This is a genomic window from Bacteroides sp. AF39-16AC, assembly GCF_003602735.1.
GTDB lineage: Bacteria > Bacteroidota > Bacteroidia > Bacteroidales > Bacteroidaceae > Bacteroides > Bacteroides uniformis.
The window spans coordinates 72396-85165 of sequence record NZ_QTLN01000021.1 but is presented as its reverse complement, the minus strand read 5'-3'; the positions used below and the strand labels follow the sequence as shown (position 1 = coordinate 85165).

Below are 12770 nucleotides of genomic sequence, written 5' to 3'. Positions count from 1 at the left end.
CAACTGATTGCCGTTCAAGGTGAGAGTCAGGTTGTCTATCATGCCGTAGGCGGCTGAAGAGAGTTGCCCGTAACGCTGCAATCCCTTGATGTTACCGTTCTTGTCATACCCCGTCACGTTCTCACTGAAACGGTTCGCGTTCGTGCTGATACCTGCTGTCTCGCCGTAGGTGGCATTCAGCATGCGGTCCAGTCCGTCGTAGGTGAACTTGTAACCGCGGACGGTGCTTTCATTCCCGGACTTCCAGGTCATGCTGCTGATGCTGCCGTTGTACTTCGCAGTACCCACACCCGTGTTGTAGTACAGGTTCTGTGTGAAGCGTGTACCACTGATTCCAGTCAGCCAGCTGCGCAGGTTGTAAGCGTACGTCAGTTTGTTGGTGCTCGTTCCGTGATACTGCTTGGTCAGCAAACGACCGAAGTTGTCATAAGTCGCATCGTACAGAGTGATTGAAGTGCTACCAAGACTATGCTGCACTTTACTTATTCTGTCCGCATGGTCGTAGGTATAGGTATATACTTCCGTGCGCGTACTCTTGCCGCTGGCACTATGTGTATGGGTCACAGTCTTCGGTTTGCCGGTAAAAGTATAAACAGTGTTCGTCGTATCATAACCCTCCAGCAAATTGCCTTGAACCGTTTTTGTGATGCGTCCCTCAAAGTCATAATAATTAGCCGAATAAAGTTTTGTACTGCTGCCAAGAACAGTGATCACACTACCGGTGACATATCCTTTGGCATCGATTGTTGCCGCAGGAAAGCCGGCATTATCGAAACCGGTCAGACTACGGAAGGCATAGTCGTCATAATAGTTTACTCTATGGACTTCGGGCGACACCAAGGCAAAGCTTGATGTATATCCACTGTTACCCAAACCGCTGTTGCTATTCACCCGTGTACATGATACAATAACATTCGAAACTGCAGCCGTATTCGTATTGGAACAAACGCCCTGCACTGCCAGACGATGGAACTTATCATACAGATAGAAACTCCACTGCTTAGAGGCATACTGCTTGCCATCCTGGGAAAAGATCATATTGTCTGCCTCATCGTACACATAGCTCACGGCAGAAGCACCTGGAAGCTTTTTCCAATTACAACGGTTACGGTTGTCATATTTGTACTGGAAAGCATATTGATCCAGGTTTGACACACTCTGATACATCGGTTGTAATACGAAGCAAAGGTTATCCAAATCGTTATACACATAATAAGTATCATGCTGCTCGCTACCCTGCATCTGGCGTTCCAGCAATATATGGCCTTGTTTGTCTGTGAAAGTATAAGAAACATGTTGGTCTTCGTCAATACGTTTCACCACGCGCAACTGTCCGGCTGCATAAGTACCGTTGTTGACAAGTGCCCCAGACGAACTTACCGAATAGTTAATGCAATTCACATCGGAAGAATTAGCCAGATAATCCATAGTTACAGGTTTTGATGCCCATGCCGCTCCCGGAGAGTATCGCTTCAGAATGCGGTCTAATGGGGAAACACTGTAAACAGGCTTGCTGTAGGGACGGGAATCACTTGAATAGTTGCCCGGAGCCGCACTTTTGATAGCCGAAGGAGACATATAAACAGAGGAGGAAACAATTGGGAGCCAACTCTCCGAACGACGTCCTGCGCCATCATATTCTTGTAACGATATCAAATTACTTCCGGCAGGAGTAATTCCCTTTTGTACCTTCTGGAAGAGACGCCCCAAGCCGTCATAATAATCATAACTTGCCATATACTTGCTACCTGCTGCTGCAGTCATAGCATGAGTGCGAACGTAATTCTGCGAAGTGCCGTCAGGAGACCACTGATAGAAGTACGAGGCAATAGGATTTTGGTTATGATCCTGCACATCAGATAAATCACCCAAAGCATTATAGAGATAGAAATCCTTAAAACCAGTTGCTTTTCTTATCTCCTTCAGCCCATAAGAAGGATTGTGAAGCCAGGTTGTGACCTCGCATTCCGGGAAGGACGTTTTCAGTGCATAGAGGGCCGTCGTATTGGGTGAACCGGCAGAACACAAAGCATCCAAACCTGTTGTTCCGAGCCGAGACACTACTTCCGCATAAGTGATACCTTTGAGACGGGCAATCGGCAAAGAATATTTATAGCCCCACAAATAGACCACAGACATGTTGTCGGGAGTAGTAACTTCCACCGGATTCCATTTACTATCATACCTATAAGAAACAGTTCTTTTCTCAGGATACAAACTACTATATTCTTCACTGGACTGCAAGGTGAATTTAGAAAAGACGTCCCCGTACGTATTATTCAGATACAGCGTCGCTCCTCCCGATGTTCGTTGGTAGTTCTGTACAGCATCAAGCACGTTATTAGCCTTGAATTCATCTTTGTAGTAAGAAACATCCGCTGCATAAGCATAGCTTTCCATTACATAGCCCGAACGGCTGGTACTTGTGCGGCAAGTAGCTATCTGGTTACGACTGTTGTAGGTATACAGTTTTTCCTGCGTCACCGGTACACCATGGGCATATTCCGTCGAAACTTCCCGTTTTAACCGTATATCATAGGTAAGATGCGGATATAAAGTTATCTCAAAACGTCCGTGATAAGCCAATGGATTTCTAAAGCTCACCGTCTGTCCTCCGATGTTTTCATTATAGGTGATACTGCCGGAATAGCAATTAACCGGACCCACATAGTTGTCCCTTACACGGATGTTGGTCAATTCTTGCCACTTGTTTGCAATCTCATATTCATAGGTGTCTTCCCATACCAAGATATTACCGGCATCATAGATACTCTTTTTCAGTAGTCGCCCATTATAGTTGGCAGGCATATAAGCCAAGGTAGCATCATAATCCTGGCCGGCTATGTTACTGAATACGAGTTCCTCTCTCCCCGCATCCAGAAAATCGCGCTGCTTGACGACACGGCTGTAACCTACAGGATTGGCATTGGGCGCAGAAGCTGGTGGAGTTTGCGCCTGAGCATAAAAACGGCGGAAAGTGTGGTAACTGGTAGAAGGGCGTATCACTCCTTCAGGAGTTGTGGTATAGCTTCCGCGCCGGACATTAAAATCATCATAGAACTTGACTGAGAACATCAGAATGCCAGAGGTCTTGTGATTCTCGCTTTCATACAAGTAACCGGTACGTTCCAACACTTCACCTGTATTATTCTTTTTAGTAATGGTCTTGATTCTCACTCCTCCGCCAACTTTCTGCAATGTGTCTTTGTTTACTGCAGTTCCACCGCCTCTATAGGTCAAAGTAGCAGAACTGGCATTGCGGGTAGAATAACCTTGATTGGTAACTGCAGAACTCAATGTACTTGTCAGGACATAATCTCCCGCTTCCAATGTGAACGACTCGTTGACATGATACACATGCCCACTGGTATTTTGTGAAGTCACTTTGTACGATTTAATGACACTTCCTCCGGCACCGAGTTTCCGCAAAGTGGTTCCGGAGCCGGTGACTTGATTGACTTCATAATCGGGAAAATTGACTTGAGCATCCACCGTCACTACCTGCGTGGTGGGCAGAGTGAAAGTAGCGGAAGGCGTCACTATCAGGTCGTTGTTGTTGACAGTATTGACACCTTTGACTTGTGCGTCATACTTATTCAAATCCTCTGCAGAAATGAAACGATTGTCTCCTACAAAAGTGTGAGGTTCAAACTCAAACTCCACACTGCCGCCCGTAGGATATGTGATTTTCTTCAGCATATTGGCCGTAATATACTCCCGGCTACAATTTCTGACAGCGGTAGAACCGGATAAAGGAACATTCGTCAAACCTTCCAGGGAGGGAATCAATGTATGAACACGGTTTGTAAGCGTGGAAGTATTCTGCTGTCCATTGTAATATCCCCAATAGTCTATGGCAAAAGAAGTCTTATAAGGCAAGTTCACAGCTTCATTATAAGTGAATGTATGCTTTTCACCCTGCGAAGTGCCATTTTTTCGAAGTACAGAAAGCAGTTTCAGACGTTTACGAAGTACGCTGGTGGGTATGGTAGACGACGACCCATAATCGTCCGATGACAAGTAATTACCGCCGACTGATTGTTCGGGACAAATGAAGTAATCATAATTGAACTGGTAAGAATACACATCCTTCCCGTCCAACTTACTCTTTATTTTCATGTTTGTCAGTTTTCCGGTAGTTCCCGGATAGCGGTCTTCACGACTTCCCATCTCGAAAATCACTTCTTCCGTATCGGTTTCTATCTTGCTTAAATAGCAAGTCTGTGAAATGCCGGCAGTAAAGTTCCGTTTTATATAGTCATTGTCCGGAGGAGTACCTACGGTATAATACTCCGACATAACAGGCACCGAATAGCAACTGGCGGTAACATAGGTTAGAGTGATAGTATGTCCCGTCACATCCGTCATACTTGTCAGCATATAAGTCAAGGGAGCATTGGAAGTTACAAATGCATAAGGCCTGAAGGCATAAGATGTGCCTGCTTCATCTGTAATGATCACTTTTTCAGCACTATGCCACACTTTACAATTCATCCTGGAACCGATAATGACAGGAGTCTGACTTTTGGGGTGCAAGAAGTATTTGAATGATCTTCCTCCGGACAATGCAACTTCAAATATATCTCTTTCACCTTGCCCTATAAGGCCTTCATTAATAATTCCATTGGTCGTATTACTCGTATTGGGGTCGAACATTAAATTTCCCCACAAATTCATCAGTTCCTCGGTCCCCGAACGGTAGTTCAACGTATCAGCACTCTGTACTTTCCAGTGATATTTTATTTTCTCCCATTCAGCCCAAGTAGCAAATGTACCAGAGGTCGCGTCTACCTTGCCCACAGCATTAAGGTTGACGCACCCTCCTGCCAAAAGATTCCAACCAAGACCTACCCACGTAGCTTCTTGAGCCACCTTGACTCCGCTCGCATGATAAGACAACGTAATGGGTAGTTCTATACGCCCACATTTAAGGGTATATAGCGGTATAGAGATATCAGGTGTTCCTGTGTATTCACTTACAGGAATGTTTCCATACAATTGCATACCTGCCGCTTCGGGAATAGCAGGTACATAATCATTTATCCGCAGAAGATGATTATTCATATCTCCACCGTCCTGTGCACATACCGACTGTGTTGTGCCAAATAACATAAGAAGAGCTAACAATACTTTGATTCTATTTTTCATATTCAATAAAATTTATATATTTCTTAAATAAGTGCGCCAGAAGTAGGTATTTAAACTTCCGGCACACTTTTTAGTTTTGTAATACCGTTTCTACAGCGGCATCGCCTGCACCCCCAGCACACTGGCTATGGTGGCAATGATGGTGCCCACAATTTTCAAGATATCTTTCCAGGTTTCTTTGCTTATTTTCATAATTCCATGTTTTAAGGATGATTGTTTTAAAATTCTTTACTTACCTCGAAGCACGGACACTGCTTCACCCACTCCCACGGCTCCACCGTCCCATCTCCGTCCAAATCGGGACTGAGGTCGCGGTGGCCGCATACACGGGCATTCCGGAACTGTTGTAGCAGCTGGTACACCAGCAGGTGCAGGGCCGAACGCTGCTCCGGCGTACGGGTATCCTTCGGATTTCCCCGGGCATCCAGCCCGCCTTCGTAGCAGATACCTATCGAATACTTGTTGTGACCGCGGCAATGCGCACCGGGCAGTTCCAAGGAACGGGTTCCGAGCACAGTACCGTCTCTCCGGATATAGTAGTGATAGCCCGTCGTGCGGAAGCCACGGCGGCGGTGCTCTGCCTCCAGAGCCTCGGAAGTAAGCGTACAGCCCTCCCGCGTGGCGCTGCAATGCACCACGATGTAGTTGATTTTTCGCATAAGATTAGTTAGTGATTAATGATTGAAGATTAGTAATTTATGATTTGACGATTTACGATGTACGATTACTTTTCGTATCATAAATGCCTGCATAGGCGCGGTTATTTAGCAGTACGAATTTCAATCGTACATCGTAAATCGTCAAATCGTAAATGGCCTTATCCCAACGGATTTTCACCTTGGTCACCGTCGTTACCGCCCGAGCCACCGTCGTTGCCGCCCGAACCTGCCGTGTCCTGAAGGTCGAAGCGCACGCACTTCACCCCGGTCACCAGCGAACGGGTAGACACCGTATGGTCCAGATTACGCTTGGAGGTGGGCAGAAAACGCACTCGTAGTGTGGACTGGGTAGCCGATACCTTCAGAGGGTCTTCCACACCGTTCATGGTGGACTTCATCGTAAGGCGGAAAGTACCCAGACCGTCCAGCGTCACGCTCTCGGAAGACTGCAGGTGGCGAGTCATCACGGTCACCAGGTTGTCGATGACATTCTTCGAGTCACCCGTAGAGAGGGAAGACAATTCCGCAATCTCCTTGGCCACCTGCTCGGTGTCCACATTCCCCGTCAGCACCACGCGGGGATAGAAAAGCTTCTTGCCCTCTTTGTTGGCAAGAACCGACTGAAATGATTTGTAAATTACTGGCATAGTAGTTTTGTTTTAAAAATTAATAGTTTGTCTTGAAATTCAAGGATTCGTTTTTTTCAAATGAAACAGCATTGTTTTATTTTTGTGTATTAAGCTTAACCACATTGCAAAGATAACGCTATCCGGAAAAGTGTGCAAATTAAAAAAACCGTTTTTCTTCATGAATTTATTCACAAATCGAAAACTTTACTTACAGCACAGGCTCAGCAGGTATCGCCCCGGTTGCCGTATCTTGCCATGACTCTCGCGCAAGGCATAGAAGCCCTTCCACAAAGGGTGGCCGATAGCACCGAAATTACTTTTGAGGATAATGGCATACTGCTCTTGCGGAGGAATATGGAACTGCTTCAGATTGAAAAGCAACCCGTCCAGGTTGCGGTCCGTGCCATCCTGCGGCGGTTGCAGTTGCTCTATTTTCCGAAGATATTCCCCCTCCGCGGATGGCACATCCGCGCCCTCAGTGCCCCCGGTTCCGGGGGAACTATGGAGGAGGGGATTTTCTTTGCTGTGTTGTGATGTGCTATGCTCTGCTGTGCTATATGTACCCGATGTCGCATTTTCGGGCTTAAATGCTGCACTTTCGGCAGCGGACGGCACGCTTCCATTGGCAGACGGCACTCTCCCGGCGGCAGTCGGCGCGGCCTCGTCATCGCTCTGAGAATCATCCACCAGACAATAACGTGTGTCTATGGCGGAAGATTTCCGGCGCTTGGTACTGAACAGATACTGCCGCTGTATCTCAGCAGAAGTCAAGATGGCGTATTTGCCGAAAAGGGCGGCATTGAAAATGCCGTACTCCACAGCCAGGGCAAGAATGCGCTTCACGTCGGCAGCCGTCTTTTCATAGAGGCAGGCGGAAAGGTCTTCGTAGAAAAGCTCGTCGGCACACACGTAATAGCCTTCGTCGGCATAAATGCAGGAGAGGGCGCCCAGCAGAATGGCAAAGGAGCCGTCACCCTCACGTTTCATGATGCGGCGCACCAGACGGTCGTGCATGAAGTCTGTGTTCAAGGGGAAATAGTCAAGTCCCCGTTTTTTGATTCTGGACATGGTTTGATGATTAGGGGTTAGTGATTAGGGGGAGAGAGCGGCTTGTATCATTCTATATCACCTGCTTCGCATAGGCGTTTCCGCTTGCGGAGCACGCTTTCGCGCACTACCTTCAAAGCATTCAGAATAAGATACATACGAAGGGTACAGTCCGAAATTTCAGTGATGACCGGATAACGGAGGGGATTGCTTGCTGGAAGTGAGCGACGGTAGCGGGCGTTGCTCATCGCCCTACGGCATTCCTTGCAATAATTGTCGGGGGCAAGCGTACGCTTGTCTACATAAAAAGAATCAACGGGCAGTTCTCTGTGGCAACATCCACAGAAACGAACATTTTTTTCAATAATCTGTTCCATAACCATTTTTTGTTAAGAATTAGTACAATAATATTTTTTCGGCACGCCCCTGCCAAAGATGCTTGTAGGGGCTGTTTGCTGGAAGTATATATCCAGCGTATTCTATCTATACATCCAGCGCGTTGCATCTATACTTCCAACGCACCTCATCTATACATCCGGCAAGGCGGATGCCCATTTTTTCAAATTCGTAAGTATTTTTGCTAAATTCGGATGCTTCCGGATAAAAGACCAGATGTGTATTTTCCATAAATCCCTCCCTTTTATTTGCATTTATAAAACATGATATGTATTTTTGTCCCAACAAAGATAATGCTGTTTTCATTTATAAAACAAACAAATCGGGAATTAAATTCTTAAATAAGACGTAAGACAGTATAAATGAGGAGATAATAGTTTCTGAATAATTTACACGTAAAAACTGAAGAATATGGCGAATGACAAAGACCCGGTATTTTGTGCGGCAGACATCATAAAACGTGCCAAACTGGCGAAAGAATTCAAGACAGACAGCGAACTTGCCGCCTTTCTGGGTATATCACGCTCCACACTGAGCAACTGGAACGCCCGCAACAGCATCGACTTCCCCCTGCTGCTGGGCAGCCTGGACGACGTGGACTACAACTGGCTGCTGACGGGAAAGGGCTCGCCTGCACATCATTCAAAATTCTGTGACAATGACTTGGTACAGGGTGAAGTGGAAATACTTCACACACCGAAAACAGCCGACCCTATGGACGACCGTAGCGTGACCCTCTATGACATCTCTGCCGCCGCCAACCTGAAGACACTGCTGGCTGACCGCCCGCAGTACGCCTTGGGGCGGATTGTAATTCCCAATATCCCTGTGTGCGACGGTGCCGTCTACGTCTCGGGCGACTCGATGTATCCCATCCTCAAGTCCGGTGACATCGTAGGCTTTAAGTCCATCCGCGACTTCACCGACGTCATCTACGGTGAAATGTATCTCGTCTCCTTCGAACGGGGCGGCGACGAATACCTGGCAGTGAAATACGTCAACCACTCGGAACGGCCGGACTGCATCCGTCTGGTGAGCTACAACAACCACCACGACCCCATGGACCTGCCGCTGGCGGCAGTCAATGCAATGGCCATCGTGAAGTTCTCGATAAGGAAGAATATGATGATGTAGAGGGCGGCATTATCACCGGAAATTTCGTAAGAAAGCTCCTGGCAAGGACTATTTAACAAGCAAACAGAGAAATTATACAAAAAAAGCTTGTAATTTATTCTTTTATCTTATTTTTGCGATGCCATAGGCATAATAATAAGTATCCGGAAAAAAACATGCTTATTCCATCCAATAGAACAAAGAGGGAGTGCATTCTTTCAAGGTTATGTTTTCTAGTGCTTTCAGTATGGGTGTTCCTACCTTCCGCAGCACAGAACAATCCCTACAAGATAGACGATGCACTCTACCCCATCTACCAGCGGGCTTCCAAGCAGGCACGCCAGCAGGAGGGGTTGCTGGTGGCCGACACTTTGTATCAACAGGCTCTGAAACTCGGTGACAAAAAAGCACAATGCCTGGCATACATCATCCCCCTGCAGTTCTATATATCCCAAAAAGATGATAGCAAAATAGAAAAGGCATCCACTGACCTGAAAGAGATTTCACGTGCCAATAACTATCTGCAATATTATTATCACGCTTGGAGCAGCGAAATCATCTACTTCCTGAACCAACAACGCTCATTGCTCGCCTTGCAGAAAGCGGAAAAAATGAAAAAGCAAGCTTTTGCCGACAGATACCCTTACGGTATCTTCAGCTGTATCCGAACCATGGGCCATATCTACAAATCACGCGGAAACTTCGACCTCTCCGCCCAATACTATCAGGAAGCCTTGGACTATATGCTGAAGAATATGCCCGACCAAGATCCCAGCCAACTATACTCAAGCCTTGCCGAATATTACCGTAACACCCAAAAAGATTACGCCACCGCACTGGACTATTGCGAAAAAGCCTTGAAGAGCGCCAAAACAGAACGGAACATAGCCCAAGCCATGATAGAGAAATGCCTGGTACTATTCCGGCAGGGACGTATAGATGAATTCAACGACTGCTATAAAGAAGCCGTACAAATGGCGGACCGTTGCAAGCTCTCTGCCAGCGTTTCCCTACTGATAGCCCACATCAGCAAGAACATACTGGACAAACAGTATGAGCAGGCCCATGCCCACGCTGACCAATTGTCCGAGAAAGGCTTGCAACAACATGCCTACATTTACGAATGCGCCAAAGACTATCCCAATGCCATCAAATATCTGAAAAAATACCACCAGCAGTTGGATTCGACGAACAATCTCCTGCAACTGTCGGACATCGCCGAACTGAACACCCAGATAGGCGCCGAACGTCTGAAAATGGAAAACATACAGGCCACCTCGCGCTACCGCATCACTCTTTTCAGCATTGTCACCGGCTTTTTGCTGTTATCCCTGCTTTTCCTGATGCTCTACCTCCACCGCAAACGTAAAGTCAACCTCGAACTATGCCACAAGAACGAGGAACTTTCCGAAGCGCGCGACCAAGCCGAAGCAGCCAACAAGGCAAAGAGCATCTTCCTGCAGAACATGAGTCACGAAATACGGACACCGCTCAACTCTATCGTGGGCTTCTCACAACTCATCACTTCCCCCGACGCGAACCTTTCCCAAGAGGAAAGGCAGGATTTCTGCCATCTCATACAGCACAATTCCGACCTCCTCCTTACACTGGTGGGGGACATCCTCAGCGCAGCCGAGTTGGAAAGCAACAGATACACCATGAAGATAGCGCCGCACAGTTGCAACAAGCTCTGCCGGGAAGCCATAACCACCGTTGAACACCGCAAGCCCGAAGGCGTGAAGCTCTACTACACCTCCGAAGTGGACGACTGCTACGAACTGAGCACCGACGGGCAACGTGTGTGCCAGATACTCATCAACTTCCTTACCAATGCAGAGAAACACACCACACAAGGCGAAATCCGCCTGCACTGCTCCCTCACAGAGCATCCCGGATACGTCACCTTCTCCGTCACCGATACCGGTACCGGCATTCCCCCGGAATACTCGGAAACCATCTTCGAACGCTTTGAAAAGGCCGACAACTTCGGGCAAGGCACCGGTCTGGGACTCAATATCTGCCGCCTCATCGCCGAACGGCTGAAAGGGAAAGTGCTGCTGGACAAGGAGTACAAGGAGGGGGCAAGGTTCGTGTTTGTACTGCCGGTGAAAAAATCCATTTGAAGAGCAAGACCAAAACAACAAAGGCTGCCTCTTCTGCATCCTCCGAAACATCGGTATCTGCAGAAGGGCAGCCTTCTATATAAATAGCCGTAAAGCTATGCTGATTATAAACCGAATGCGGCTTTCACCTTGTCCACATAATCCAGCTTCTCCCAGGTGAAGAGTTCCACTTCAATGTCCTTGTTGCCTTCGTAGCGGCTCTTGAAATGCTTGACGATGGTCTGCGGCTCGCGGCCCATGTGTCCGTAGGCGGCAGTCTCCTGATAGATGGGGTTGCGCAGTTTCAGGCGGTCTTCTATTGCCTTGGGGCGAAGGTCGAACAGCTCGTCAATCTTACGGGCAATCTCACCGTCGCTCATATTGACGTGGCTGCGGCCATAAGTATCTACGAAAATATTGATGGGGCGTGCCACACCGATGGCGTAACTTACCTGCACCAGCATTTCGTCGGCAACGCCGGCAGCTACCAGATTCTTGGCAATGTGGCGGGCTGCATAAGCTGCGCTGCGGTCTACCTTAGAGGGGTCCTTTCCGGAGAAAGCGCCGCCGCCATGGGCACCCTTGCCGCCGTAGGTATCTACGATAATCTTGCGTCCCGTCAGCCCGGTGTCACCGTGAGGACCACCGATTACGAACTTGCCCGTGGGGTTGACGTGGTATGTGATACGGTCGTTGAACAGTGCCAGCACCTTTTCATGATGGATGGAAGCAATGACACGCGGCATCAGAATCTCGATTACATCCCGGCGGATTTGGGCGAGCATTTCCTCGTCGGCCTTCAGCTGGGCGGCATCGCTGTCGTCGGCAGGCTGTACGAAGTCGTCGTGCTGGGTGGAAACTACGATGGTATCGATGCGTACGGGTGTGCCGTTGTCATCATATTCGATGGTCACCTGGCTCTTGGCGTCGGGACGGAGGTAGGTCATCACCTTGCCTTCGCGACGGACATCTGCCAGCACTTGCAGGATGCGGTGTGCAAGGTCCAGTGAAAGCGGCATGTAATTCTCCGTTTCGTTGGTGGCGTAGCCGAACATCATCCCCTGGTCTCCGGCACCTTGTTCCATGGGGTCCTGTCGCTCCACGCCGCGGTTGATGTCGGGGCTCTGCTCGTGGATGGCGCTCAGCACGCCGCACGAATTGCTCTCGAACATATACTCGCCTTTGGTATAGCCGATTTTCTTGATTACTTCGCGTGCGATGAGAGGCATGTCAACGTACGCTTTGGTTTTCACTTCTCCAGCCAGCACTACCTGACCGGTAGTAACCAGAGTTTCGCAAGCTACTTTCGAACTGGGGTCGTAGGCCAACAGTTTGTCAAGCACAGCGTCCGATATTTGATCGGCCACTTTGTCGGGGTGTCCTTCAGACACCGATTCGGATGTGAATAAATATCCCATTTCAGTTGAGAATTGATAGTTGATAATTGATAATTCAACGAATGGCGGAAGGAGGTGTGTGGAGTAGATGCATCCGGCACACAAACGTGCCGTCAGAAAAGGATGTGTTTTAGCATTTTTTTCTGTGGTTGCAAGCTACTCAAATCTCTCCACATATCGTTTTTCGGGGGCAAAGATAGTGCAAACCGAACGCAGAACAAAATGAACTTGTTCATTTTTTATGCTGAGGTGCAGCCTATCTTCGCTTTTCGGAGGCAA

10 protein-coding genes are annotated in these 12770 nt (G+C 48.0%); 2 read left to right on the top strand and 8 right to left on the bottom strand.

Annotated features, from left to right (window positions below; translation table 11 throughout):
- The 7 genes from DW039_RS21105 to DW039_RS15885 all read right to left on the bottom strand — a co-directional run.
- Positions 1 to 5148: DUF6443 domain-containing protein (locus tag DW039_RS21105; RefSeq protein WP_207810809.1), on the bottom strand; the 5148-nt coding region annotated here is incomplete at its 3' end.
- 90 nt (positions 5149 to 5238) lie between these two features.
- Positions 5239 to 5340, bottom strand: coding sequence for a smalltalk protein (locus tag DW039_RS20970; protein ID WP_005825315.1), 102 nt, complete (start codon positions 5338 to 5340; stop codon positions 5239 to 5241).
- Between the two features lie 26 nt (positions 5341 to 5366).
- Entirely contained in the window at positions 5367 to 5807 is a 441-nt protein-coding gene (locus DW039_RS15905) for an N-acetylmuramoyl-L-alanine amidase (protein WP_005825313.1), read from the bottom strand.
- A gap of 158 nt (positions 5808 to 5965) precedes the next feature.
- Complete coding sequence (locus tag DW039_RS15900) at positions 5966 to 6454, bottom strand: HU family DNA-binding protein (RefSeq protein ID WP_005825310.1); 489 nt, start codon at positions 6452 to 6454, stop codon at positions 5966 to 5968.
- A 186-nt stretch (positions 6455 to 6640) separates the two neighbouring features.
- Entirely contained in the window at positions 6641 to 7504 is an 864-nt protein-coding gene (locus tag DW039_RS15895) for a DUF4373 domain-containing protein (protein ID WP_005834029.1), read from the bottom strand.
- 47 nt (positions 7505 to 7551) lie between these two features.
- Positions 7552 to 7866 (bottom strand): hypothetical protein, encoded by a 315-nt coding sequence (locus DW039_RS15890; protein ID WP_008662326.1) that lies wholly within the window; start codon positions 7864 to 7866, stop codon positions 7552 to 7554.
- A gap of 100 nt (positions 7867 to 7966) precedes the next feature.
- A complete protein-coding gene (locus DW039_RS15885) occupies positions 7967 to 8110 on the bottom strand; it encodes a hypothetical protein (protein WP_225982629.1) in 144 nt (47 codons plus the stop codon).
- A gap of 180 nt (positions 8111 to 8290) precedes the next feature.
- On the opposite strand from DW039_RS15885, the gene DW039_RS15880 reads away from it, so the two are divergent.
- Together DW039_RS15880 and DW039_RS15875 are read left to right on the top strand one after the other, a co-directional pair.
- Positions 8291 to 9013, top strand: a complete 723-nt coding sequence (locus DW039_RS15880; RefSeq protein ID WP_005825301.1) for a helix-turn-helix domain-containing protein — start codon at positions 8291 to 8293, stop codon at positions 9011 to 9013.
- 155 nt (positions 9014 to 9168) lie between these two features.
- The gene (locus DW039_RS15875) at positions 9169 to 11115 is read left to right on the top strand and encodes an ATP-binding protein (RefSeq protein WP_034525440.1); all 1947 of its coding nucleotides are present in this window, start codon (positions 9169 to 9171) and stop codon (positions 11113 to 11115) included.
- Positions 11116 to 11219: 104 nt separating this feature from the next.
- Here DW039_RS15875 and metK read toward each other — a convergent pair whose 3' ends face one another.
- Positions 11220 to 12512, bottom strand: a complete 1293-nt coding sequence (gene metK / locus DW039_RS15870; RefSeq protein WP_005825299.1) for a methionine adenosyltransferase — start codon at positions 12510 to 12512, stop codon at positions 11220 to 11222.
- Positions 12513 to 12770: the final 258 nt, after the last annotated feature.

Bases quoted from the DNA above. Each gene is read 5' to 3' on its own strand.
- metK (WP_005825299.1), bottom strand. From the start codon at position 12,512: ATGGGATATTTATTCACATCCGAATCGGTGTCTGAAGGACACCCCGAC.
- DW039_RS15875 (WP_034525440.1), top strand. From the start codon at position 9,169: ATGCTTATTCCATCCAATAGAACAAAGAGGGAGTGCATTCTTTCAAGG.
- DW039_RS15880 (WP_005825301.1), top strand. From the start codon at position 8,291: ATGGCGAATGACAAAGACCCGGTATTTTGTGCGGCAGACATCATAAAA.
- DW039_RS15885 (WP_225982629.1), bottom strand. From the start codon at position 8,110: ATGGAAAATACACATCTGGTCTTTTATCCGGAAGCATCCGAATTTAGC.
- DW039_RS15905 (WP_005825313.1), bottom strand. From the start codon at position 5,807: ATGCGAAAAATCAACTACATCGTGGTGCATTGCAGCGCCACGCGGGAG.
- DW039_RS20970 (WP_005825315.1), bottom strand. From the start codon at position 5,340: ATGAAAATAAGCAAAGAAACCTGGAAAGATATCTTGAAAATTGTGGGC.
- DW039_RS15900 (WP_005825310.1), bottom strand. From the start codon at position 6,454: ATGCCAGTAATTTACAAATCATTTCAGTCGGTTCTTGCCAACAAAGAG.
- DW039_RS15895 (WP_005834029.1), bottom strand. From the start codon at position 7,504: ATGTCCAGAATCAAAAAACGGGGACTTGACTATTTCCCCTTGAACACA.
- DW039_RS15890 (WP_008662326.1), bottom strand. From the start codon at position 7,866: ATGGTTATGGAACAGATTATTGAAAAAAATGTTCGTTTCTGTGGATGT.